Annotated in this window: 19 protein-coding genes and 1 pseudogene; 4 read left to right on the top strand and 16 right to left on the bottom strand. The window is 71.0% G+C overall.

Going from position 1 to position 25,203, the window contains the following annotated elements; genetic code table 11:
• Positions 1–118: 118 nt before the first annotated feature.
• The 11 genes and pseudogenes from infB to QM517_RS13835 all read right to left on the bottom strand — a co-directional run bounded on the left by infB (position 119) and on the right by QM517_RS13835 (position 13,755).
• Positions 119–2,938, bottom strand: coding sequence for a translation initiation factor IF-2 (gene infB / locus QM517_RS13880; RefSeq protein WP_308208906.1), 2,820 nt, complete (start codon positions 2,936–2,938; stop codon positions 119–121).
• A gap of 93 nt (positions 2,939–3,031) precedes the next feature.
• Complete coding sequence (locus QM517_RS13875) at positions 3,032–3,283, bottom strand: YlxR family protein (RefSeq protein ID WP_077050227.1); 252 nt, start codon at positions 3,281–3,283, stop codon at positions 3,032–3,034.
• 33 nt (positions 3,284–3,316) lie between these two features.
• A complete protein-coding gene (gene nusA, locus QM517_RS13870; RefSeq protein ID WP_076490889.1) occupies positions 3,317–4,306 on the bottom strand; it encodes a transcription termination factor NusA in 990 nt (329 codons plus the stop codon).
• A 51-nt stretch (positions 4,307–4,357) separates the two neighbouring features.
• Positions 4,358–4,999 carry an HD domain-containing protein gene (locus QM517_RS13865; protein WP_283288159.1) on the bottom strand — a complete coding sequence of 214 codons (642 nt, stop codon included), beginning with the start codon at positions 4,997–4,999 and terminating at the stop codon, positions 4,358–4,360.
• A 238-nt stretch (positions 5,000–5,237) separates the two neighbouring features.
• A complete protein-coding gene (locus QM517_RS13860) occupies positions 5,238–7,733 on the bottom strand; it encodes a glycogen/starch/alpha-glucan phosphorylase (protein ID WP_374114695.1) in 2,496 nt (831 codons plus the stop codon).
• A gap of 106 nt (positions 7,734–7,839) precedes the next feature.
• Positions 7,840–9,672 carry a lipase family protein gene (locus tag QM517_RS13855; protein WP_283288156.1) on the bottom strand — a complete coding sequence of 611 codons (1,833 nt, stop codon included), beginning with the start codon at positions 9,670–9,672 and terminating at the stop codon, positions 7,840–7,842.
• A 37-nt stretch (positions 9,673–9,709) separates the two neighbouring features.
• A complete protein-coding gene (locus QM517_RS13850) occupies positions 9,710–10,531 on the bottom strand; it encodes an aldo/keto reductase (RefSeq protein ID WP_283288154.1) in 822 nt (273 codons plus the stop codon).
• A 43-nt stretch (positions 10,532–10,574) separates the two neighbouring features.
• Complete coding sequence (locus tag QM517_RS13845) at positions 10,575–12,371, bottom strand: proline--tRNA ligase (RefSeq protein WP_283288152.1); 1,797 nt, start codon at positions 12,369–12,371, stop codon at positions 10,575–10,577.
• A gap of 33 nt (positions 12,372–12,404) precedes the next feature.
• The gene (locus QM517_RS13840) at positions 12,405–13,235 is read right to left on the bottom strand and encodes a hypothetical protein (RefSeq protein ID WP_283288151.1); all 831 of its coding nucleotides are present in this window, start codon (positions 13,233–13,235) and stop codon (positions 12,405–12,407) included.
• 43 nt (positions 13,236–13,278) lie between these two features.
• A pseudogene (locus QM517_RS18795) lies at positions 13,279–13,332 on the bottom strand (hypothetical protein); the annotation flags it as partial.
• Between the two features lie 96 nt (positions 13,333–13,428).
• The gene (locus QM517_RS13835) at positions 13,429–13,755 is read right to left on the bottom strand and encodes an RNA polymerase sigma factor (protein ID WP_283288150.1); all 327 of its coding nucleotides are present in this window, start codon (positions 13,753–13,755) and stop codon (positions 13,429–13,431) included.
• Positions 13,756–13,869: 114 nt separating this feature from the next.
• On the opposite strand from QM517_RS13835, the gene QM517_RS13830 reads away from it, so the two are divergent.
• The gene (locus QM517_RS13830) at positions 13,870–14,697 is read left to right on the top strand and encodes a hypothetical protein (protein ID WP_283288148.1); all 828 of its coding nucleotides are present in this window, start codon (positions 13,870–13,872) and stop codon (positions 14,695–14,697) included.
• 4 nt (positions 14,698–14,701) lie between these two features.
• Entirely contained in the window at positions 14,702–15,340 is a 639-nt protein-coding gene (gene pcp, locus QM517_RS13825; protein WP_283288145.1) for a pyroglutamyl-peptidase I, read from the top strand.
• A gap of 7 nt (positions 15,341–15,347) precedes the next feature.
• Here pcp and QM517_RS13820 read toward each other — a convergent pair whose 3' ends face one another.
• Both QM517_RS13820 and ispG read right to left on the bottom strand, forming a co-directional pair.
• Positions 15,348–16,541 carry a benzoate/H(+) symporter BenE family transporter gene (locus QM517_RS13820; protein WP_283288143.1) on the bottom strand — a complete coding sequence of 398 codons (1,194 nt, stop codon included), beginning with the start codon at positions 16,539–16,541 and terminating at the stop codon, positions 15,348–15,350.
• 66 nt (positions 16,542–16,607) lie between these two features.
• Positions 16,608–17,759, bottom strand: coding sequence for a flavodoxin-dependent (E)-4-hydroxy-3-methylbut-2-enyl-diphosphate synthase (gene ispG / locus QM517_RS13815; protein WP_175627553.1), 1,152 nt, complete (start codon positions 17,757–17,759; stop codon positions 16,608–16,610).
• 204 nt (positions 17,760–17,963) lie between these two features.
• Here ispG and QM517_RS13810 point away from each other — a divergent pair, with 204 nt between their 5' ends.
• Positions 17,964–19,949, top strand: a complete 1,986-nt coding sequence (locus QM517_RS13810) for an anthranilate synthase family protein (protein ID WP_283288142.1) — start codon at positions 17,964–17,966, stop codon at positions 19,947–19,949.
• A gap of 16 nt (positions 19,950–19,965) precedes the next feature.
• Here QM517_RS13810 and QM517_RS13805 read toward each other — a convergent pair whose 3' ends face one another.
• On the bottom strand, positions 19,966–21,282 hold the full coding sequence (locus QM517_RS13805; RefSeq protein WP_283288140.1) for a M50 family metallopeptidase: 1,317 nt from the start codon (positions 21,280–21,282) through the stop codon (positions 19,966–19,968).
• Positions 21,283–21,369: 87 nt separating this feature from the next.
• Here QM517_RS13805 and QM517_RS13800 point away from each other — a divergent pair, with 87 nt between their 5' ends.
• Positions 21,370–23,028 carry a Mur ligase family protein gene (locus QM517_RS13800; protein ID WP_077050237.1) on the top strand — a complete coding sequence of 553 codons (1,659 nt, stop codon included), beginning with the start codon at positions 21,370–21,372 and terminating at the stop codon, positions 23,026–23,028.
• A 54-nt stretch (positions 23,029–23,082) separates the two neighbouring features.
• Here QM517_RS13800 and dxr read toward each other — a convergent pair whose 3' ends face one another.
• Entirely contained in the window at positions 23,083–24,165 is a 1,083-nt protein-coding gene (dxr, locus tag QM517_RS13795; RefSeq protein ID WP_283288137.1) for a 1-deoxy-D-xylulose-5-phosphate reductoisomerase, read from the bottom strand.
• Positions 24,166–24,174: 9 nt separating this feature from the next.
• Entirely contained in the window at positions 24,175–25,140 is a 966-nt protein-coding gene (locus QM517_RS18710; protein ID WP_283288135.1) for an FKBP-type peptidyl-prolyl cis-trans isomerase, read from the bottom strand.
• Between the last annotated feature and the right edge of the window lie 63 nt (positions 25,141–25,203).

The raw sequence follows: 25,203 nt of genomic DNA, 5'->3' as shown, positions 1-25,203 counted from the left end.
AGGGGGTGTGCATCTCCACGAGCATCGGGGTAGGGGCCCCGCTCTGCTCGGGGAGATGCACACCCCCGCAGGCCGAAGCGGGAGCCGCGCCCGAAGACGCGACTCCCGCCAGGTGCGATCAGCCTCGCGGCTTCTCGACCATTTCGGTGGTCTCGATCTCGTCACCGATCTGGATGTCGTTGTACTTGCCGAGTCCGATACCGGCCTCGAAGTCCGTGCGGACCTCGGTGACGTCGTCCTTGAACCGGCGCAGCGACTCGATCTGCAGGCCGTCGGCCAGCACGACGCCGTCGCGGATGACGCGCGCCTTGGCGTTGCGCGTGATCGTGCCCGAGCGGACGATGACACCGGCGATGTTGCCGAACTTCGAGGAGCGGAACACCTCGCGGATCTCGGCGACACCCGACTGCACCTCTTCGAACTCCGGCTTGAGCAGGCCCTTGAGCGACTGCTCGACGTCGTCGATCGCGTTGTAGATGACCGAGTAGAACCGGACGTCCACACCCTCGCGGGCGGCGCGCTCGCGGGCCTTCGTGTCGGGACGGACGTTGAAGCCGATCACGATCGCGTTGTCGATCGTGGCCAGGTTGATGTCCGACTCGGTGATCGCACCCACACCACGGTGGATGATGCGCAGCTGGACGCTGTCGTCGACCTCGATCTTGAGCAGCGATTCCTCGAGCGCCTCGACGGCACCCGACACGTCACCCTTGATGATGAGGTTGAGCGACTCGACCTTGCCCTCTTCGAGAGCGCGGGTGAAGTCCTCGAGCGAGATGCGCTTGCGGGCCTTGGCCAGCTGGGCGTTGCGCTCGGCGGCTTCGCGCTTCTCGGCGATCTGACGCGCGGTGCGGTCTTCCTCGGTGACGATGAAGACGTCGCCGGCGCGCGGGACCGAGTTGAGTCCCTGCACCTGGACGGGACGCGAGGGGTAGGCCTCGTCGACCGCGTCGCCGTTCTCGTCGATCATGGCGCGGACGCGGCCGTAGGCCGTACCCGCGACGATCGCGTCGCCGACGCGCAGCGTTCCGGACTGGATGAGCACCGTCGCCACCGAACCGCGGCCCTTGTCGAGCTTCGCTTCGATCGCGACACCGCGTGCCGCCTTGTTCGGGTTGGCCGTCAGGTCGAGACCGGCGTCGGCGGTCAGCAGCACGGCGTCCAGGAGTTCCTGGATGTTCGTGCCCTGGCGGGCCGAGACGTCGACGAACATGACGTCGCCGCCGTACTCCTCGGCGACCAGACCGTACTCGGTGAGCTGCTGGCGCACCTTGGCGGGGTTGGCATCCGGCTTGTCGACCTTGTTGACCGCGACCACGATCGGCACGTTCGCCGCCTGGGCGTGGTTCAGCGCCTCGACCGTCTGGGGCATGATGCCGTCGTCGGCCGCGACCACGAGGATCGCGATGTCGGTCACCTGCGCACCGCGGGCACGCATGGCGGTGAACGCCTCGTGACCCGGGGTGTCGATGAAGGTGATGGCGCGCTCGATGCCCTCGTGCTCGGTCCAGACCTGGTACGCACCGATGTGCTGCGTGATGCCGCCGGCCTCGCCCGCCACGACGTTCGTCTGGCGGATGGCGTCGAGCAGTCGGGTCTTACCGTGGTCGACGTGGCCCATGACGGTGACCACGGGAGGACGGATCTCGAGGTCGTCCTCGCTCTCGGCCTCCAGCTCGGCATCGAGGTCGAGACCGAAGCCCTCGAGGAGCTCTTTGTCCTCGTCCTCGGGCGAGACCATCTGGATCTTGTAGCCCAGCTCGGCGCCGAGCACCTCGAACGTGGCCTCGTCCAGCGACTCGGTCGCGGTGGCCATCTCGCCCAGGTTGAACAGGATCGTCACGAGCGTGCCGGGCTGCACGGTGTAGCCGCGCAGGGCCTCGAGCTTGTCCGCGAAGTCGGCGATCGAGGCGCCGCGACGCAGGCGGATGATCTCGCCGTTGCCCTTCGAGACGTTGACGCCGCCGACGACCGGCGCCGACCGCATCTCGAATTCCTGCCGCTTCGCCCGACGCGACTTGCGCTGCTTGGACTTGCCGCCACCCTTACCGAAGGCACCCGCGGTACCACCGCCGGGGCCGCGTCCGCGGCCACCGCCGCCACCGGGACGACCGGCGAACCCGCCGCCACCGGGAGCACCCGGGGCGCCACCGGGGCGCTGGAAGCCGCCACCGGCACCGCCGGGACGACCGGGACCGCCGGGACGCTGCTGGAACGGCGCGCCGGGACGACCGCCGCCACCGGGACGACCGGCACCACCGGGACGCGGGGCGCCGGGACGCGGAGCACCCGGGCGCGGGGCCTGGGGACGCGGGATGTTGCCGGGGGTCGGGCGCTGGCCCATGCCCTGCGCCGAGGCGAAGGGGTTGTTGCCCGGGCGCGGGCCGGCGGGACGCTGACCCATGCCCTGCGCCGAAGCGAAGGGGTTGTTGCCGGGGCGTGCGCCGCCCGGGCGCGGGGGCGCGCTGGGGCCGGGCTTGGGGCCGCCGGGCTTGGGCGCCTGCGAAGCCGGAGCCTGCGATGCGGGGGCCTGCGAACCGGGGCTCGGGGCCTGCGATGCGGGAGCCGCCGGGGCGGACTCGGCCGGAGCGGGAGCGGATGCCGCGGGCGCCGGAGCCGCGGGCTCGGGTGCGCTCTTCGGCGCAGCCGGACGCGCCGGGCCGGGCGTGGGGCCGGACGGGCGCGCACCGGGGGTCGCCGCGGGACGCGCGGGGCCGGGACGGGCGCCCGGGCGGGACGCAGCGGCGGCGGGCTTGGCATCCGACGACCCCGAGGAGCCCTCGGCCGCGAGGGCGGCGCGGAGCTTACGGGCCACCGGGGGTTCGATGGTGGACGAAGGGCTCTTGACGAATTCGCCGAGCTCCTTCAGCTTCGCGAGCGCGACTTTACTGTCGACGCCGAGCTCGGAAGCGATCTCGTGCACGCGTGGTTTTGCCACAATTCTCCTGTCTGAGGGCCTCCCCCGGACAGGGCAGACCGCTAGTTGCGGACGGGTCTCATTTCGAGCCGTTCACTTCGTGTCCATAGCCGTTCAGCCTTTTCGCTGGTGGTGTGATTCGAAGGTCTGCGTGTCAAGCGGGCCTGACACACGCAATGCTCGTACGAAGGCGCGGCGTGCGAGAGCTTTCCCGACGCACGCGTCCGTCTCGTGCACCCACGCGCCCCGTCCCGGCAGGACCGCCCGCTCGTCTCTGACGAGGACCGACCCGTCCGCGACCACACGCAGAAGCGATGATCGGGGGGCACGTGCGCGGCATCCGACGCACGTTCGTACAGGTTCCATCGTACACCTCGCCGTCGTCCGGACGACGGACGCTCAGTTGTCTTCGAGGATGCTGTCCGGCTGGATGTCGATCTTCGCGCCGGTCAGCTTGGCGGCGAGTCGGGCGTTCTGCCCCTCCTTGCCGATGGCCAGAGACAGCTGGTAGTCGGGCACCAGCGCGCGGACGGCCTTGGTCGTGGCATCCAGGACGAAGCTGGACGTGACCTTCGCGGGCGACAGGGCGTTGGCGACGAACTTGGGCAGCTCGGCGTCGTAGTCGATGATGTCGATCTTCTCGCCGGCCAGCTCCTCGGTCACGGCGCGCACCCGGCGGCCGAGTTCGCCGATGCAGGCGCCCTTGGCGTTGACGGTCGGGTCGTTGGCCTTGACCGCGATCTTCGTGCGGTGGCCGGCCTCGCGGGCGAGCGAGACGATCTCGACCAGGCCGCCGGCGATCTCGGGGACCTCGAGGGCGAAGAGCTTGCGGACGAGCCCGGGGTGGGTGCGCGAGACGGTGATCTGCGGGCCCTTGGTGCCCTTCGACACGCTGGTCACGTACACGCGAAGCCGCGAACCGTGCGCGTAGGTCTCGCCGGGCACCTGCTCCTCGGGCGGCAGGATCGCCTCGACCGTGCCGAGGTCGACGTGCACCATGCGCGGGTTCGGACCCTGCTGCACGACGCCGGCGACGATGTCGCCTTCCTTGCCCTTGAACTCCCCCAGCACGGCGTCGTCGGCGATGTCGCGCAGACGCTGGCTGATGACCTGCTTCGCGGCGAACGCGGCGATGCGACCGAAGTCGTCGGGGGCCTGCTCCTCCTCGCCGATCACCGCACCCTCCTCGTCGAGGACGGGGGTGTAGATGCCGACGTGGCCGCTCTTGCGGTCGAGCTCCGCCCGCGCCCCGGCGGGGATCTCGCCGCTGGGCGAGATGTGCTTGGCGTAGGCGGTGAGGATCGCCTGTTCGATGATGCGCGCGAGTTCGTCGAAGGGGATCTCCTTCTCGCGTTCGATCGTCTTCAGAAGTGCGAGATCGATGTCCACAAGACCCTCCGTATTCAGCTCTCGTCGGCACGAACGGCGCCGACAACCCTCCTACGATACCCGGATGCCGGCTCCCCCGCGACCTGGCCCGGCCATGCGCTCCAGCGGGTTCGCCGCCAACTTGTCGAGCACTCCCCCGTCGACCAGGCGTCGCGCCGCGGTGTCGGGCTTGCGCCGCGCCTGATCGACGACGCACGCGCCGAACTCGGCTGCGAGCGCGCCGCGCGGATGCGCGGTGAGCACCTCGCGCACGAACTCCGGTGGCAGGGCGTCGGGCCGCGCCCCCGAGATGTCCAACGCTGTCGCGGTTTCGAGCAAATACCCCTCGGCATCCATCTCGGGGTCCACGCTCGGCCAGTTGTGCCGCACGATGACGTCGAGCACGCGCTCCCGTCGCGCACGCTCCCACCCGGCGCCGGCCGTGAGGGCGATGCCCACGTGGCCGCCGGCGTGCTCGTACGACAGGGTGTGGTTGTCGAACTCCGTCACGGTGCCGATGTCGTGCAGCACCGCCGAGACGTAGAGCAGTTCGTGATCGATGTCGGCGATGCCGTCGACGAGCGCGAACGCCTCGGCCCACAGCCAGGACCGCAGCGCGTGCGCGGTGATCGCGGGTGACTGGTACTCCTCGGCGAGCGCGAGCGAACCCCGCGCGGCGAGGGTGTCGGGCACGGGGAAGTCGGTGATCTGCACGGGGCCTCCTGGGCTGGGGTTCCCACTCTTGCGCGCGCGGCCGCCGCGCACCCGCGTCGGACGGTCACTCTCCGCCGCCTTCCCGCCAACCGCGTACACAACGAAGGAGATCGTGGGCCGGGGAGGGGTGAGCCGCTGGCCTCGCGGCACCGACCGACAGAGTTTCCTGCGTTGTGTTCTCGAAGCCCACCACAGAACGCCGGATGCCACGACCCGTGGGCCGTGGCATCCGGCGTGCTCAGTTGACCGGGGTGGCGTGCCAGATGCGGTCGAGGTAGTCGCGCATCGCCCGGTCGGAGGAGAAGAAGCCGCTGCGCGCGACGTTGAGGATCGCCGAGCGCACCCACGCGTCCTGGTCGGCATAGGCCAGGTCGACCCGCTCCTGCGCGTCGATGTAGGTGCCGAAGTCGGCGAGCGCCATGAACCGGTCGTCGTACAGGAGGTTGGAGATGAGCGGCTCGAAGACCGTCCGGTCGCCGTCCGAGAACGTGCCCGCGGCGATCAGGTCGATCGCCCGGCGCAGGCGTTCGTCCGCCTGGTAGAAGTCGGCGGGACGGTAGCCCTCGGCCCACAGCGCCTCCACCTCGGGCTCGCTCATGCCGAACAGGAAGAAGTTGTCGTCGCCGACGAGCTGGCGGATCTCGACGTTCGCGCCGTCGTCGGTACCGATGGTGAGGGCGCCGTTGAGCGCGAGCTTCATGTTGCCGGTGCCCGAGGCCTCCTTGCCTGCGAGGGAGATCTGCTCGGACAGGTCGGCCGCGGGGATGATGCTCTCGGCGAGGGTGACGTTGTAGTTCGCCGGGTACAGCACCTTCAGGCGACCCTCGACGCGCGGGTCGGCGTTGACGACCTCGCCCACGGCGTTGATGAGGTGGATGATGTGCTTGGCCATCGCGTATCCGGGGGCGGCCTTGGCGCCGAAGAGGAAGGTCCGCGGCTGCACGTCCTCCACGTTCACGCGCCCGGACACGATGCCGTCGTACGTGCTCACGATGTGCAGCACCTTGAGCGTCTGCCGCTTGTACTCGTGGAGGCGCTTGATCATGACGTCGAGCAGGTGTCCGTCGTCGAGGGAGGTGCCGTCGCGCGCGGCCAGCACACGACTCAGTCGGCGCTTGTTCGCGGCCTTGACCGCGGCGAAGCGCTCACGGAACTCGGGGTCGTCGGCGAACGCCTCGAGCCCGCGCAGGCGCTCGAGGTCGACCGTCCAGCCGGCGCCGAGCGTCTCGGTGATGAGGGCCGAGAGCTCGGGGTTCGCGAGCCGCAGGAACCGGCGCGGCGTGACTCCGTTGGTGACGTTCGTGAACTTCTCGGGCCACATCTTCGCGAAGTCCTTCAGGACGTTGTCGCGCAGCAGCTGCGAGTGCAGTTCGGCGACGCCGTTCACCTTGGAACCCGCGACCGTGGCGAGGTAGGCCATCCGCACCGATCGGTAGGGGTGCTCGCCGATGATCGACATGTCGCGGATGAGCATCTCGTCGTCGCCGAAGCGGTCGCGCACCTCGAGCAGGAACTCGTCGTTGATGCGGTAGATGATCTCGAGGTGCCGCGGCAGCAGCCGTCCGAGCAGTTCGACCGACCACACCTCCAGCGCTTCGGGCAGCAGGGTGTGGCACGTGTACGCGAAGCATTTCTGCGTGATCGCCCACGCGGCATCCCACTCGAGGTGCTTCTCGTCGATGAGCACGCGCATGAGCTCGGGCACGCCGATGACGGGGTGGGTGTCGTTGAGCTGGAAGATGACGCGCTCGGGCAGCTTCGCCAGATCGAAGCCCTCCGGCAGCACGTTCTCGACGAAGTCGGCGATGGATGCCGCGACGAAGAAGTACTGCTGCTGGAGACGCAGCTCCTTGCCCTGCGGGGTGGAGTCCTCGGGGTAGAGGACCTTCGAGATGTTCTCGGCGAAGGTCTGCGCGCGCACCGACGCGACGTAGTCGCCCGAGTTGAACGTGTGCAGGTCGAACGCGTTCGTCGCCACCGCCCGCCACAGGCGCAGGGTGTTCACGCGGCCGTTGTGATAGCCGGGGACCATCATGTTGTAGGGCACGGCGAGGACGTTCCACTCGGGCACCCAGCGGGTGCGCTCGACGCCGTCGTCGTCGTAGGTCTCGGTGTGACCCGCGAACGAGATGGTCTGCGCGGCCTCGGGGTGCGGGAAGTCCCACGGCGAGCCGAGCCGCAGCCACGCGTCCGGCTGCTCGACCTGCTGCCCGTCGGCGAAGGCCTGACGGAAGATCCCGTACTCGTAGCGGATGCCGTAGCCGATCGTGGGGATGCTCATCGTGGCCAGCGAGTCGATGAAGCACGCCGCCAGACGGCCGAGGCCGCCGTTGCCGAGCCCGGGCTCGATCTCCAGCGCACGGAGGTCGGCGATGTCGATGCCGCACTGCGCGAGCGCTTCGGTCGCGATGTCGGTCAGACGGGCCGCCAGGAGGTTGTTGTCGAGCTGGCGCCCCAGCAGATACTCGGCGGAGAGGTAGCACACCGTCTTGGACTGCTGCGTGCTCTGCTGCGCCTGGTCGTCGAGCCAGCGCGCCATGAGGTAGTCGCGGACCGTCCCCGCCAGCGCCAGATACCGGTCGTTGTCGTCGGATGTCGACAGGGCGACACCCTGGTCGAAGTTCAGGTTCTGCAGGAAGCGACGGACGAAGCCGTCGACCGACGCGGGTGGGGCCGCCACGGGCGCGAGCGCGAGCGGGTGGGTGGGGCGGAGCTCGGACGCGGGAGAAGTGATGTCGGGCACCCTCCGACCGTAATGAGAACCGGCCGCACTCGCCAAGAGGGATCGGCTGCGACACAGGATCTTCACCTCGTCGCCGCACAGCCGACGCATGCGCCGGTCAGCGCAGTCCGCACCCGTCGGTGACCTGCGATCGACGCTCGATCAGGTCTTTCGTCCAGTCGAACAGCACCGGCAGGAACCGGGACTTCGGCAGGATCGGGCGCAGGTGGTCGTACCCGGCGTAGGTCGCCCACCGCACCGGTTGCCCCTCGGCGCACAGCCGGTCGACGTAGTCCCGCTGGAGTCGGGGCGGGATGACCTCGTCGTCGGCGCCCCACGCGACGAGCATCGGCGTTCCGAGCGGCTGGGTGATGGTGTTCTCGGCGAGGCGTCGGCCCAGCGCCCCCTCGGTGAGATCGGCGCTGTAGAGGGGCCGGTCCTCCGACACCCCCAGGGCCGCGAGGACAGACACCACGACGCCCGGTTCGCTCGGGCACCGCTGGGTCATCTCGAGCACGATCGAGCGGGAGCCCTCGGCGATGTAGTCGTCGAGCGCGACGTCCGGGTACGTGCGGGAGTACGGCACGAGCACCCACGACGTGATGACCGACAGCATCGCGTTCGGCGGTCCGGACAGCAGTTCCCGCGCCAGCGCGGGCGGATCGGCGACGGGCGCCACGACCGCGGTGCCGAGCACGTCGACCCCCGGGGCGTACTCGGGCGCGATCGCGGTGGTCCACAGCGCCGCGTGGCCGCCCTGCGAGTGGCCCCACACCACCGTGTCGGGCGACAGGGTCAGATCGGCGCGCAGCTCCCCCGCCGCCAGGACCGCGTCCAGCGACGACCGCGCCTCTCCCTCGCCGATCAGGTAGGGATAGACCCCTGGCGCACCCTGCCCGGAGAAGTCGGATGCCACGACCACCCAGCCCGCCTTGAGCGCCTGCTCGAGCGCGGGGATCGACCACTTCGTCGCCGACGCGTCACGCAGGCTCGGCGCACAGCCCTGCGCGACCCCGGTCGTCCCGTGGTTCCAGACGATGACCGGGCGCGGGCCGGAGGGCGGGTCCTTCGGCACGATGACCAGCGCGCTCGACACGGCCGCCCGGCCCACGGCATCCCGGGTCGTGTACAGGATCCGCGTGACGTCGCCGTTCTCGGGCAGGCGTCCGAGGTAGGCGTCGGAACGGATGAGTCGGCCGTGCCCGCTCGGCACCTGGGCGGGCGGGTCGTAGAACGCGTCGACCACCGGAGCGCCGTCGTCCAGCCAGTCGTTGAGCCACCAGCCGCCCGCCGCGGTCGCGACGAGGATCAGCGAGAGCGCGTAGCGTCCGGCGGCCGCCCACCCGGCGCGGACGCGTCGGCGCCGGACGGCGCGTTCGGCATCGAAGGGGGTCGAACGGGGACGGCGGATGCCGACGACCCCGCGCGCGAAGATCCCGACACCGAACACGATGGTGCGCACACCGAAGACGACGGCCAGCACGAGCACCGTCACGTCGGGCCAGGTGAAGGAGAGCAGTCCGAACGCGACCTGCGCGACCCCCCACGCCAGCGACAGCACGCGCGAGCTCGCCGTCCCACGGGAGACGGCGCGTCCGATCGAGGCCAGGCCGCCGATGACGAGGAGGACCGCGAGCACCGGCGGGAGCAGCTCGAGGCTGCGTCCCAACCACACCAGCACCGCGACGCCCGCCAGGATCCACGCGGCCGACACCGCCCGCGCCCACCAGCCGGCCGGCCGGCCGACGAGTTCGAGCACCCCCATCACCACCGCGCTCGCCCCGACGTAGACGCCCAGGAGCACCAACGAGGTGAGCGGACGCGACACGATCAGCGCCCCGAGCACCACGACGACCGCCCCGACCACCAGCAGCACCCTCGGCGGGGCGTCGCGCACGAGGGCGGGAAGAGCGTTCCACCGGCGCGGCAGCGAACGGCGGGTCACGGGCATCAGGCCATGATAGGCAGGGCGATGCCGCCCGGCTCTCTCAGTCGAGGTCGGGGTCGCGTCCCGTCCGCTCGCCGGTCTCGAGCGCGGCGATCTGCGCGTGGTCCTGGTCGTCGAGGGCGAAGTCGAACACGTCGCCGTTCTCGCGCAGGCGATCGAGCGAGACGGACTTCGGGAAGACGACGAGGCCACGATCGAGGTGCCACCGGATGACGACCTGGGCCGGTGTCTTGCCGTACCGTGCGGCGATGTCGGCGAGGACGGGTTCGTCGAGCAGCCCGCCGCGGGCCAGCGGCGCCCACGACTCGGTGACGATCCCGTGCGCGGTGTTCCAGTCCACGAGCTCGCGCTGAGGGAACCGCGGGTGCAGCTCGACCTGATCGATGACCGGCAGCACGCCGGTTTCGTCGCGCAGCCGTTCGATGTGCGTCGCCGAGAAGTTGCTCACGCCGATCGAGGTCGCGCGCCCCTCCTCCCGGAGCCGCACGAGCGCGCGCCACGTGTCGACGTAGCGATCGGCACTCGGGATCGGCCAGTGGATGAGGTAGAGGTCGACGCGGCCGAGACCGAGCCGGTCCAGGCTCGCGTCGAACGCCCGCAGGGTCGCGTCGAAACCCTGATCGTCGTTCCAGACCTTGGTGGTGACGAAGACGTCCTCGCGCGCGAGTCCGGAGGCCCGCACGCCCTCGCCGACCTCCCGCTCGTTGCCGTAGAGCGCCGCGGTGTCGATGTGGCGGTAGCCCGCGGCGAGCGCCCCGGCGACGAGATCGGCCGTCACCTCGGACGGGACCTTGTACGTGCCGACGCCGAGCTGCGGGATGGAGGAACCGTCGGACAGGGGCACGCGGGGCGCTGCGATCATGGCATCCACGCTATCCGCCGTCGGCACGCGCCGGGTCGCGGTCTCAGCCCTGCAGGCGCGCGAGCGCCTCGGCCACCGGCAGCGTGTCGCGCTCCCCCGTCCGGCGATCCCACAGCTCGACCTCGCCGTCGGCCGCACCACGGCCGACGATGAGGATGCGCGGGATGCCGACGAGTTCGGCGTCGCCGAACTTCACGCCGGGCGAGACCTTGGGGCGGTCGTCGTACAGGACGTCGAGACCGGCGGCTTCGAGCTGCTCCGACACCGACGCGGCGAGGTCGAACGCGACCGCATCGCGGCCGGTCGCGACGACGTGCACGTCGAACGGGGCGACCGAGGCGGGCCAGATCAGGCCCTTCTCGTCGTTGTTGAGCTCGGCGATGATCGCGAGGATGCGCGTCACGCCGATGCCGTACGAGCCCATCGTGACGGTGGCGAGCTTGCCGTTCTCGTCGAGCACCTTGAGGCCGAGGGCCTCGGCGTACTTGCGGCCGAGCTGGAACACGTGTCCGATCTCCATGCCGCGCGCGAGCTCCACCGGGCCGGAGCCGTCGGGGGCCGGGTCGCCGGGGCGGACGGTCGCGGCCTCGACGAAACCGTCGCCCGCGAAGTCGCGGCCCGCGACGAGCGAGTGCACGTGCTTCTGGTCGATGTTGGCACCGGTGATCCAGGCGGTCCCGTCGACCACGCGCGGGTCGAGCAGGTACCGGATGCCGGTCGCCGACTCCTCGCCGAGGACCGGGCCCGTGGGCGACCAGGGTCCGATGTACCCCTTCACCAGGAGCGGGTGCTTCGCGAAGTCCGCCTCGGTGGCGGCCTCGACCTCGGCCGGGGCGAAGGCCACCTCGACGCGCTTGTCGTCGACATCGCGGTCGCCGGGGATGCCGACGACGACGATCTCGCGCGTGCCGTCGAGGTGCGTGAGCGCGAGCACGACGTTCTTCAGCGTGTGCGCGGCCGTCCATTCCGCGGCGTCCGCCGTCGCGGGGCCGGCGATGCCGGGCGCGGGGGCGTCCAGGTGCGCGTTGGCGTGGTCGACGAGGGTTGCGATCGTGGGGGTGTTCGGCGAATCGAAGATGACCGGCGCGGGCTGCCCCTCGATGGTCAGCGCCTCGGGCACCTCGGTCGTGAACGCCTCGACGTTCGCGGCGTACCCGCCCGCGGAGCGCACGAACGTGTCCTCGCCGATGGGCGTCGGGTGCAGGAACTCCTCCGACTTCGACCCGCCCATCGCGCCGGCGTGCGCCGCGACGATGACGTACTCGAGCCCGAGGCGCTGGAAGATGCGCTCGTACGCGTCGCGCTGCGCCTGGTACGAGGCATCCAGTCCCGCATCCGTCGCGTCGAACGAGTACGCGTCCTTCATCGTGAACTCGCGGCCGCGCAGGAGCCCGGCGCGGGGCCGTGCCTCGTCGCGGTACTTGTCCTGGATCTGGTAGATCGTCAGCGGCAGGTCCTTGTACGACGAGTACAGGTCCTTCACCAGCAGCGTGAACATCTCCTCGTGCGTCGGGGCGAGGAGGTAGTCGGCGCCCTTGCGGTCCTGCAGGCGGAACAGCGCGTCGCCGTACTCCTCCCAGCGGCCGGTGACCTCGTAGGGCTCACGGGGCAGGAGGGCCGGGAAGTGCACCTCGAAGGCTCCGGCGTTCGCCATCTCCTCGCGGACGACCGTCTCGATCTTGGCCTTGACCCTCAGCCCCAGCGGGAGCCACGCGAAGACGCCCGGGGCGTTGCGGCGGATGTAGCCGGCGCGCACGAGCAGGCGGTGGCTCGTGACCTCGGCATCCGAGGGATCTTCGCGAAGCGTGCGGAGGAAGTAGTTCGAGAGACGGGTGACCACGATCATCGAGTCTAGAGCGGTGGATGCCGGGGCTCAGCCGAGCGCGGCGATCACGGCCGCACCGACCTGCCTCATCTCCTCCTCGGTCATGCTCTGTGTTCCCACCGTGAGGGTGTTCGGTCCCGACTGGACCACCAGCAGCGATGCCGTGGAGGTGAAGTCCGGCAGGTACCACGCGGCATCCGCTCCCGACACCTCGACGCTCAGGCCCCCGTGCCGGGAGATCGCGTCGAGATCGGGGGACGAACCCGGGCCGAACATCGTGTCGACCACCGTGGTCGTGCCCTCGGGTGCGGAGAGGTTGTCCACGGCGCAGTACGCCGCCGCACCGCGTTCGCGGAGCACCTCCCAGTCGAACCCGCGCGGGTAGTAGTCGCCCCGATGGTCGACGATGTCTCCCCGCCCGCGGGCCGCGTCGATCGCGTCGCGGATGTCGGCGCACTCCGGCACGGTCCAGGCGCCGGCCGGAAGCGACCGCGCCGTACCCGGGGAGCGAGACGCGCGTTCCCCCACGGCGTCCGTGAGCGCCGCCAGCTGGGCATTGGTCGATCCCCAGACCATGACCGCCGCGTCGCCGAAGCGGTCGACGTACTGGCAGGAGAACCCGTCGATGGTGCAGTCCGGCATGATGCCCGCCTGCGATCCGACGGTCTCCGGACCCGGTGTCGGTGTGTTCGCGATCGGCGGCGCCGACAGGGTGGAGGTCGTCACCACCCCGCCCGCGATCGCGACGACGAGCACCGCCGCGATCGAGCCGGCGATCCATGCGTTCCGATGTGCCCCGACAGGAGCGATGTCGCGGGCCCCGCCCACGATCGGGACGCGCATCGCCGCGCGCTCGTCGGGCGTCAGTTCGTCGTTCACGACAGTGCCCCTTCCACGCGAGCTCATCGCGCAACTTCGCCTTCGCCCGCGAGAGACGAGATTTGACCGTTCCCGCGGGGATGCCGAGGGCCTGGGCGACCTCCCGCCCGGAGTCCCCTCCAGCACCGACAGCACCACCACCGACTGCTCCCGCTCCGGCAGACGCCGCAACGCCACCATCACGTCACTGTCTTCACGCCACCGGGACCGCCGCGGACTCCGCGACCGGCGCCCGGTCCAGCAACGCCCGGTACCGCCGCCCCGACCGCTCCAGATTCCGCGCGCAATGCGCCACGGTGTTCAACAACCACGGCAACGGCGACCCCTCCACCAGCCCCACCGACGCACGCTTGCGCCGCAGCTCGAAGAACGCCACCGTCACGGCATCCTTCGCATCCTCCCGGTGCGTCAACAGCCGCGAGGCGTCCCGGAAAACCCGCCCCTCGTACCGATCGAACAGCGCGGCGAGCGCGAACTCATCCCCCTTGGCGCACCCGAGCCCACAGCCCGGCGTCGTCATCTTCCACACCCTGTAGTGTCCGCGACTCCCGGATCGGTTCCCTCACGCCGAGCCGATTCGATAACGAAACGACAACGCGCGCCGGCCGGACTCGCTGCGACCTAGGGTGAGCACATGCGTCCCCGCTGGATCGCGCTGTTGAGCGCGTCGACCGCCGTCCTCCTGGGCGTGCTGACGTGGGTCGCCATCGGCGCCGGGGTGGGGGCCGGAAACGCCCTCGCGGGGGCCGGGCGGGAGAGCATCGAGGCGTCCCCCGAGTTCACCACGACCGATGTCTTCACGGTCACGACGGACGCCACCCTCACCCCCACGCCCGACGGGCGGTCGAGTCGCGTCTGGAGCGAGCTCCTCCGGGTGACGACCCCCGAGTTCGCGGCCTCCATGATCACCGGATACGAGACCGGAGACGACCCCGACAGCGACATGCTCGCGTACGTCGCGAGTGCCGACGACCCCACCAAGTGGGTGTTCGCCGCCAACCTCGCCTATGCCGATGATCGCGATCTGTTGATGACGACGCTCATCCACGAGTACGCGCACATGCTGAGCCTCGGGGCGGACGACACCGACCCCTCGGCCGTCGAGTGCGCGACCGAATGGGCCGGTGCCGGATGCCTGCTCCCCGGCTCGGACCTCCAGCGCTTCGCCGACCGATTCTGGGCCGGCTACGCGGACGCCCCCGCGCGCGACAACGTCGACGCCGACGTGGCGTGGGAGTTCTACCAGGCCCACGAGGACGACTTCGTCAGCGACTACGCGGCGACGAACGTGTCCGAGGACTTCGCCGAGACGTTCACGGCGTACGTGGTCGAACCCGACGTGGATGCCACCGACTCGGTCATCACGCGGAAGTTCGCGTTCTTCGACGCGGTGCCCGAGTACGCCGACGCGCGCCATCGTATCCGCGCCGAGTACGACCTGGTCTGGAGGAACGTACCGTGAGGGGGTGACGACCATCCTCCTCACGGGCTTCGAGCCCTTCGCCGGTGACGCGACCAACCCGTCGGGCGATGCCGTGCGCCTGATCGCCGAACGGTGGGCCGGTCCCGAGACGCTCGTCTCGGAGGTGCTGCCGGTCGAGTTCGCCGGGGCTTCGGCGCGTCTCGGCGCGCTGATCCACGAGCACTCCCCCGACGTCGTGGTGGCCGTCGGCCTCGCGGGCGGCCGAACGGGCCTCACGCCCGAGCGGGTCGCCATTAACCTCGCGGACGCACGGATCCCCGACAACGCCGGAGACCAGCCGCTCGACCGACCGAGCGTGGCGGGTGCACCCGCCGCGTACTTCGCCACGCTCCCCGTCAAGGCGATGACCGCCGCGATCGCCGCGGCGGGTGTTCCGGCATCCCTCTCCCACTCCGCCGGCACGTTCGTGTGCAACCACGCGATGTTCACGGCGCTGCACGAGACCGCCGCCACCCCGGGAATCCGCGCCGGGTTCCTCCACGTGCCGTACGCGAGCGAGAACGCCCCCGACGGCGCGAGCTCACTGCCGATCGGCGACATCGTGCGCGGGCTCGAGGCGGCCCTCCGGGCGGCGGTCGACTCTCCGGTGGACGCCGCGCTCCCGGGCGGCACGCTCCACTGAGCGCGGCTCAGACGGCCCGTCGCCGTCCCGCGTGCAGCACCGTGCGCACCAGCAGCCCGGCCAGCAACGCCCAGAAGGCCGCGCTGACCCCGGCCACCGCGACGCCCGAGGCCGCGACGAGGAACGTCACCACGGCCGGCATCCGCTCGCCCGGGTCGTCGATCGCCTGCTGGATCGCCGAGCCGAACGCGGCGAAGAGCGCGACCCCCGCGACCGCGGGGATCACGCCCGCGGGGGCGAGCAGCACGAGCGCGGCGAAGGCCGATGAGAGAGCCGAGAGCACGAGGTAGGACCCGCCCGCGGAGATGCTCGCGAGCCAGCGGCGCCGCGGGTCGGGGTGCGAGTCGGGGCCGGCCGCGATCGCGGCGCTGATCGCGCCGAGGTTGATCGCGTGCGCCCCGGCGGTCGCTCCGAGTGCCGACCCGAGGCCCGTGACGATCATGGCCGGACGCCACGGCACCGTGTACCCGAGGCTCCGCATCACGGCGACTCCCGGAACGTTCTGCGACGCCATGGTCACCACGAACAGGGGCAGACCGATCCCGACCACGGATCCGAGCGTCAGGGTGGGCGCCACGAACTCGACGCGGGGCACGAGGGTCGTGGCATCCACCCGCGCGCCCGATTGCACGATGCCCACTACGATCACGACCGTGGCGGCGACGAATGCCAGCGGCACGGCCCAGCGCGGCAGCAGCCGCGCGGCGACGAGCCACACCACGAGCACGGGGGCCACGCCCCACGGATCCGAGAGCAGCCCGGTGAAGGGGGCCACGCACAGCGGCAGCAGCACGCCCGCGAGCATCGCCTGCGCGATCGACGGCGGGATGCGGGCGATGAGGGCGCCGAGCGGCGGGAAGAAGCCGGCGAGCAGGATCAGGGCCGCCGAGACGAGGAATCCGCCGACGACGGCCGGCCACCCGCCGTCCACCGCACCGGTGGCCGCGAGAAGGGCGACCCCGGGGGTCGACCACGCGATCGTGATCGGCATCCGGTACCGCGCCCCGACGAAGAGGCACCCCAGCCCCACCATGACGCACAGGGCCAGGAGACCGCTGGCGGCCTGGTCGGCCGTCGCGCCGACGGCGCGGAGGCCCGTCAGGACGACCGCGAACGTGCTGGTGAACCCGACGAGGGCTGTTACGACACCCGCGACGAGCGGGCGGGACGCGGGCGCGTCGGAAGCTAGGGAGGCGGTCATACGGCCTCCGACGCTACCGGGTTCCGCAGAACCCGCGTGCGGGCCACGGCCGCACGGGTGGACTCGTCAGGCCGTGATGACCTGTGCGGTGCCGGGGGCTGCGTCGGGGCCCATCTCGTCGGCGAGGCGGTTGGCTTCCTCGATGAGCGTCTGGACGATGTCGGCCTCGGGCACGGTCTTGATGACCTGACCCTTGACGAAGATCTGCCCCTTGCCGTTGCCGGACGCGACGCCCAGGTCGGCCTCGCGCGCCTCGCCCGGACCGTTCACGACGCAGCCCATGACGGCGACGCGGAGCGGGACGGTCATGTCCTTGAGGCCCTCGGTGACGTTGTCGGCGAGGGAGTACACGTCGACCTGCGCGCGACCGCACGACGGGCACGAGACGATCTCGAGCTTGCGCTCGCGGAGGTTCAGCGACTGCAGGATCTGGTGGCCGACCTTGACCTCTTCGGCCGGGGGCGCCGACAGCGAGACGCGGATGGTGTCGCCGATGCCCTCGGAGAGCAGGATGCCGAAGGCCGTCGCGCTCTTGATGGTGCCCTGGAAGGCCGGCCCCGCCTCGGTCACACCGAGGTGCAGGGGCCAGTCGCCCCGCTCGGCGAGCAGGCGGTACGCCTTCACCATCACGATGGGGTCGTTGTGCTTGACCGAGATCTTGAAGTCGTGGAAGTCGTGCTCCTCGAACAGCGACGCCTCCCACACCGCGCTCTCCACGAGCGCCTCGGGGGTGGCCTTGCCGTACTTCTCGAGCAGGCGGCGGTCGAGCGACCCGGCGTTCACGCCGATGCGGAGCGACACGCCGGCGTCCTTGGCGGCCTTGGCGATCGCGCCGACCTGGTCGTCGAACTTGCGGATGTTCCCCGGGTTCACGCGCACCGCGCCGCACCCGGCGTCGATCGCCTGGAAGACGTACTTCGGCTGGAAGTGGATGTCGGCGATGACCGGGATCTGGCTCTTCTTCGCGATGATGTGCAGCACATCGGCGTCGTCCTGCGACGGCACCGCCACACGGACGATCTCGCAGCCGGATGCCGTCAACTCGGCGATCTGCTGCAGCGTGGCGTTGATGTTCGTGGTGGGCGTCGTCGTCATCGACTGGACGCTGACGGGAGCGTCACCGCCGACGAGGACCTTGCCGACCTTGATCTGACGGGTCTTGCGACGAGGCGCGAGGACCTCCGGCACGCGGGGCATCCCGATGTTCACTGCAGGCACGCCCACAGCCTACGCCGCCGCACCCGGGCGGGGGCTGAGGGCCGCTCTGTGATAAATTCGGCGCCATGCGCGCGTATACCGGCTGGTGGCCCACCGTCTAGGCGGTGAGCACGCGTGCGACAGACCGCCCTCCCTCGGGATCGGGGCGGTCTTCGTGTTTCCGGCGGCCGCTCCGGACCTTCGATCACTGACGGAAGTACTTCGATGACCGGGCCCGACCCCTCCTCCTTGATCCACGACCTCCTCACCGGCAGTGCGCCGTTCGCGCTCATCGCCCGCGACGACGCCACCGTCGAGCTGCTCACCGGCACCGTCGTCGATGTCGAGCTGCTGGCCGACATCCCGCTCGTCGACGCCGACGGCGTCCCTCGCGAGGTGCTCGCGCTCGTCCCCTTCCGGCAGGTGCGCGAGCGCGGCTTCGTCTGTCACGACGACGGCGCGCCGCTGCGCTGCCTCGTGATCGACGAGCGGATGCCGCTCCCCCGCGCCGAGGTCCTGGCATCCCTGCCCGCCACCCCGGTCGCCCTGGAGGGGGCCGGGTTCGACATCGACGACGAGGAGTACGCCGACATCGTCCGCCGGGTGATCGCCGACGAGATCGGGCGCGGCGAGGGGGCGAACTTCGTCATCCGTCGCGATTTCGTCGCCGGGGTCGACGCCGATCCGCGCGAGGCCGCCCTGACGTGGTTCCGTGCTCTGCTCGAGCACGAGAAGGGCGCCTACTGGACGTTCGCCGTCGTGACCCCGGGCCACGTCGCCGTGGGGGCGAGCCCCGAGGCGCACGTCAGCGCCCGCGACGGCATCGTGACGATGAACCCCATCTCCGGCACGTTCCGCCACCCGCAGGGCGGCGCGACGGCCGAGACGCTCGCGGAGTTCCTGCGTTCGACCAAGGAGACCGAGGAGCTCTTCATGGTCGTCGACGAGGAGCTGAAGATGATGAGCGCCGTGTGCAGCGACGGCGGTCGCATCACGGGTCCGCACCTCAAGGAGATGTCGCGCCTCACGCACACCGAGTACATGCTGCGGGGCCGGAGCACGCTCGACCCGCGCGACATCCTGCGCGAGACGATGTTCGCACCGACCGTGACCGGCTCCCCGATGCAGAACGCGTGCACGGTGATCGCCCGTCACGAGACGACGCCGCGCGGCTACTACTCCGGCGTCGCCGCCCTGTTCACCCCGAACGGCGCGACCGAAGGCCCCACGCACGACCTCGACGCCCCGATCCTCATCCGCACCGCCTACCTCGTCGACGGTCGCCTGCGCGTGCCGGTCGGCGCCACGCTCGTGCGCCACTCCGACCCGTACGGCGAGGTCGGCGAGACGCACGGGAAGGCCGCCGGCGTGCTGGGCGCGATCGGCGCGATTCCGCGCGACGCGGCCCCCGCGGCCGACCCCGACGCCGATCCCGACGCGCCGGTCGCCCCGCGCCGCCCGCTTGCCGAGGATCCCGCGATCGCGGAGCTGCTGGCATCCCGCAACGACCGGCTCGCTCCGTTCTGGATGAACCCGCAGGACCCCGACGGTTCGGGTCCCTTCGCCGGGCGCACGGCGCTGGTGGTGGATGCCGAGGACCGCTTCACCACGATGCTCGCCCACCAGCTGCGCCACCTCGGGCTCGACGCCCGGATCGTGCACTGGTCGGAAGCGACGGATGCCGAGGTGGACGGGGCCGACCTCGTCGTCGCGGGCCCCGGTCCGGGCGACCCTCGGGATGACGCGAGCGACCGCATCTCCGCGATGCACCACGTCGTCTCCCGCCGGCTCTTCCGCCGCACTCCCCTGCTCGCGGTGTGCTTGAGCCACCAGATCCTCGCCGACCAGCTGGGCATCGATCTCGCGCCCCTCGCGCAGCCGCACCAGGGTCTGCAGAAGAGTGTCGACGTGTTCGGCGAGCCCGCCTCGATCGGGTTCTACAACACCTTCACGGCACGGGTCGCCCCCGGAACGACCGAGCGCGGGATCACGTTCGGGTCGGTCACGGCCGTCGCCGAGCCGACCGACGCGGTGTCCATCCTGCCCGCGGGCGACCGCGACATTCCGGTCGAGGTCGCGGCGGATCCGGTCACCGGCGACGTCTACGCCCTGCGCGGCGAGCGCTTCTCGAGCGTCCAGGGCCACCTGGAGTCGATCCTGTCGCGCGACGGCATGCGCACCCTCGAGCGTCTGATCGTCGCCGCCCTCTGAAGCCGGGGGTCCCGCCTCAGAAGAGCTGGATCGGGTTGAAGACGTCGGCGAGGAACAGGATGCCGCCCATCCCGACGAGCAGGATCACCACGACGAAGGTCACGGGCACGAGCTTGGTGGCATCCACCGGCCGTGCGACCTTGCCGCGCACGCGGGCGAACCAGCGCTTCAGTCCGTCCCACAGGGCGACGACGACGTGTCCGCCGTCCAGCGGCAGCAGCGGGATCAGGTTGAACACGAACAGCGCGATGTTCAGCGACGCGAGAAGGGAGACGATCGCCTGGACGCGGGCGAGGATCGGAGCGTCGACCGCGGCGAACTCGCCGGCGAGGCGGCCGGCGCCCACGACGCTCAGCGGACCGTTCGGGTCACGGGGCTGGCCGGTGAACAGGTCCACCGCGGTGTCGTAGACGCGCACGGGCAGCTGGGTCATGATCTGCGCCACCTGGCCGACCTGCTGGATCGTCGCCTCGGGGCCGTACCAGATGGGCTGCGGCACGAGCGCCGACTGCGGGCTGAGGCCCGCGAAGCCGACCGTCTGATACTCGGGCGACCCGGCGGCATCCAGGACGGGACGCCCGGTGGCATCCGTCACGGCCCGGTTCGACGTCGCCGGAGTGACCGTCACCGTCTGCTGCGCACCGTCCCGTTCGATGACGACGGGCAGCGCCTGACCCGGCGAACGCTGGATGATCGCGGCCATCTCGTCGAACGTCGAGACCGGGGTGCCGTCGACCGAGACGATGACGTCACCGGGAAGGATGCCGGCGGCCGCCGCCGGGGCGACCGGGTCGGTCGAGGCGCAGTCGGTGCGGTTGTCGCTCGCGGGAATGACGCACTGCGAGACGGAGGCGACCGTCGTCGTTCCCTGTGTCACGCCGATGGCGCTCACGGCGATGGCCGACAGCACGAAGGCGAGGATCAGGTTCATCACCGGCCCGCCGAGCATGATGACGATGCGCTTCCAGACCGGCAGCTTGTAGAAGACGCGGTCGGTGCCCGCGATCATCGTCTCGGCGTTGGCGTCGCGCGCGTCCTGGATCATCGTCGCGAACAGCCGCGAGCGACGCGTGGGCTGCGCTTTGCCGTCGGGGGCGGGCGGGTACATGCCCGACATCGAGATGAATCCGCCGAGCGGAAGAAGCTTGAATCCGTACTCGGTCTCGCCGATGCGGCGCGACCACAGCGTGGGGCCGAACCCGATCATGTACTGACCGACGCGCACGCCGAACAGCTTCGCGGGCAGCAGGTGCCCGATCTCGTGCAGGGCGATCGAGACGGCCAGGCCGATCACGAGCACGAGCACGCCGATGAGGAAGGCGATCGCGGTCACCCGCCGACGATACCGCCACGGCCCTTGGAACCTCCCGTGCGCGGCCGATGCGGGGCCTGTGCGGGGTCGGATGAGACAATGGAGAGGATGCCGATCGACACGCCCTCCCATCTCCCGCCCGTCCTCCGGCCGGAGCACCCGCCGCGCCGCGACCTGTCGGAGCTGGCCCGCCGTTTCGGCGAGCGCAGCGTCGGCGACGTCGAGGGCACCGTCCTCACGGGCATCACCCTGGCCACGGCGGATCTGCGCGCCGGAGAGGCGTTCGTCGCGATCCGCGGCGTCAACCGACACGGTGCGGAGTTCGCCGCCGCTGCGGCCGAGCGTGGCGCCGTCGCGGTCATCACCGACGAGGCCGGCGCCGAGATCGCCGCGGACGCGGGAGTCCCGATCGTCGTGGTCGCCGATCCCCGCGCGCTCCTCGGCGACCTGTCCGCGTGGGTGTACGGCACCGGACCCGACGATGAGCTCCCGCAGTTGCTGGCGACGACCGGCACGAACGGCAAGACCAGCGTGTCGCATCTGCTGGAAGGCATCCTGGGTCAGCTCGGGGTCGTCACGGGACTGTCGTCCACGGCCGAGCGCCACATCGCCGGCGAGGTCATCGTGTCGCGCCTCACGACGCCCGAGGCCTCCGAGTTCCACGCGCTGCTGGCCCTCATGCGCGAGCGCGGGGTCCAGGCGGTCGCCGTCGAGGTGAGCGCGCAGGCCCTCACGCGACACCGCGTCGACGGGCTCCTGTTCGACGTCGCCGGCTTCACGAACCTCACGCACGACCACCTCGACGACTACGCCGACATGCGCGAGTACTTCGAGGCGAAGCTCCCGCTGTTCCGCGCGGATCGCTCGCGTCGGGGCGTCGTGTGCCTCGACTCCCCCGCGGGCGCCGAGATCGCGGCGCGTGCCGACATCCCCGTCGTCACGATCGTCACGCCCGCGATCGCCGCCGACCCGACGGCCGAGGCGGACTGGACGGTCGAGATCGTCGACGAGCGCCAGGACGGCACGGAGTTCACGCTCCGTGACCGTGACGGGCGTTCGCTGACGACCGTGGTCCCAGTGATCGGACGCCACATGGCGGCGAACGCGGGCCTGGCGATCGTCATGCTGCTCGAGGCCGGTCACACGTGGGAGTCGCTGACCGCAGCCCTCCACGGCGGCCGGATCGCGGCATCCCTCCCCGGACGCACGCAGCTGGTGTCGGGACCCGAGGGCCCCGCGGTGTACGTCGACTTCGGTCACTCCCCCGACGCGTTCGAGAAGACGCTCGCCGCGGTGCGACGCGTCACGCCCGGGCGCGTCGTGATGCTCTTCGGCGCTGACGGCGATCGGGACGCGACGAAGCGCCACGACATGGGCCGCACGGCCGTCGAGGGCAGCGACATCCTGATAGTCACCGACCATCACCCCCGGCACGAGAATCCGGATGCCATCCGGGAGGTCCTCGTCGAAGGGGCGCGCCGCGCGCAGCCCGACGCCGAGATCCATGAGTTCACCCCGCCCGAGCGCGCCATCCTCGAGGCCGTCGCACTCGTCGGGGAGGGCGACGCGATCCTGTGGGCCGGCCCCGGTCACCAGGACTACCGCGACATCCGCGGGGTGCGGACGCCCTACTCGGCCCGCGAGCTCTCCCGCCGCGCACTCCGCGCCGCCGGCTGGCCGGTGCCCGATCCGCAGTGGCCGGTGCCGTACCCGACCGACCGCACGCCGTCGTCCGACCCCGAGCGCCCGGTCGACTTCCCCGCCTGACCCCGTCCCCGGCCGCGCGAGCTCGCGCGGCCGGGGACGCGCCACGGGCGCGCGTCAGCGCGCGGCGATGACCGCGTCGGCCGTTCGGCGCGCCCACGCCTCCGCCTCGGCGAGGGATTCCCGCGTCAGCGCGTCGGGGGCTTCGTGCCGCTCCACCACGCGTTCGATGACCTCGACGATGTCGAGGAAGCTCAGACGCCCCTCGTGGAACGCGTCCACCGCCTGCTCGTTCGCGGCGTTGAACACCGCGGGGTACGTGCGCCCCGCGCGCCCGACGCGCTTGGCGAGGGCGACCGAGCCGAAGGCCTTCTCATCGAGCGGCTCGAACGTCCACTGCTTCGCGGTGGTCCAGTCGAGGGGAACGCCGACGCCCGCGATGCGGTGCGGCCAGTCCAGACCGAGCGAGATGGGCAGGCGCATGTCGGGGGGCGAGGCCTGCGCGATCGTCGACCCGTCGAGGAACTCCACCATCGAGTGCACGATCGACTGCGGGTGGACGACGACGTCTATGCGCTCGTAGGGCACGTCGAACAGCAGGTGCGCCTCGATGACTTCGAGACCCTTGTTCACCAGGGTCGCGGAGTTCGTCGTGACGACGCGCCCCATGTCCCACGTCGGGTGGGCGAGTGCCTGCGCCGGAGTCACCTCTGCCAACTCGTCGCGGGAGCGCCCGCGGAAAGGGCCACCGGATGCCGTGAGCACCAGCCGCCGGACCTCGTCCGGTTCCCCCGAGCGCAGCGCCTGTGCGATCGCGGAGTGCTCCGAATCGACGGGGACGATCTGCCCCGGCGCGGCCAGTCGCGTGACGAGGTCGCCGCCGACGATCAGCGACTCCTTGTTCGCCAGCGCGAGCGTGCGCCCCTCTTCCAGCGCCGCGAGAGTCGGCCCGAGACCGACCGATCCGGTGATGCCGTTGAGCACCACATCGGCCGCGATGTCACGGACGAGCTGTTCGGCCTCGACGGCTCCGAGGGCGACGGCGTCGACGCCGAACTCCGCCGCCTGCGCCTCGACGCCCGCGCGGTCGCTGCCCGCGGCGAGGCCGACGACCTCGAACCGATCGGAGTTGGCCCGGATGACGTCGAGGGCCTGGGTGCCGATCGAACCGGTGGAGCCGAGGATGACGACGCGACGCATCCGCTCAGCCTACTGAGCGGCGGCCTCCGCGTGCTGGACGCCGAGGATGTCGATGACGAACACCAGCGGCGCATTGGCGGGGATGCTGCCCTGGCCGGATTCTCCGTATCCGTCGGATGCCGGCATCACGACCAGGACCTGGGAGCCCACGGTCTGGCCCTCGAGCGCCTTCTGGAAACCGGGCACGACGCCGGTCGTGGCGAACTGCGCGGGAGTGCCGCTGGTCCAGCTGGAGTCGAAGACCGTGCCGTCGTCGTACAGCGCGCCGGTGTACTGGACGATGACCTGGTCGCCGGAGTTCACCACGTCGCCGTCGCCCTGGCGCAGGTTGACCACGCGCGTCTCGGTCGGTGCCGGGGCGTCGGGCATCGTGATGGTCGGGGCGCCCGTGTCGTCGAACGTCACCGTGGGCATGCCCTCGGCGGGCGCGACCTCGGTGCCGGTGGCACGGGTCGGGAGCTCTTCGATCGCATCGGCGACGAGAAGGAAGGCGGGCGATCCCTCGCCCAGCACGCCGGCGGGGAAGGCCGAGACCGTGCGCGAACCGATGGTGGCGCACTCGAGCGCCGCACCGAAGATCTGCTGCGAGGAGATGAGGGTGTCCATCCCCTCGGGAGCCGTGGTCTGGGTCTCCAGCTGCACCTCACCGGTGGCGGCATCAACGAGGGTGAAGTTGGCCTTCAGGACGTCCCCGGCGCGCACCTGCTGGCCGGAACCGTCGACGAGCGTGGTGCGCTCGAGTCCTGCGGGCGTGTACCCGTCCGGGATCGTGACGGCGACCTTGCCCTGGAAATCGCCCGTCACCTGGACGTCGCTCGACACCTTACCCTGGGACAGGGCGCTCTGACAGGTTCCCGCGTCGGCGGAAGCACTGGCATCCGGGGTCGGGCTGTCGGGGGACGAACCCGTGCACCCCGCCAGGAGGAGCACCGCGGCAGCGGCGACGGACAGGGAAGCGATCGGGCGGATGCGCACGGCAGACCTCTCGGAGACGACGGGAACCGACCCATCATCCCCCATGCGGCTTTGGCGCCGCTG

The sequence above is a fragment of the Microbacterium sp. IEGM 1404 genome (assembly GCF_030056775.1).
Taxonomy (GTDB): domain Bacteria; phylum Actinomycetota; class Actinomycetes; order Actinomycetales; family Microbacteriaceae; genus Microbacterium.
The sequence above is the reverse complement of the archived record's forward strand: the minus strand, read 5'-3'. Positions and strand labels throughout refer to the sequence as shown.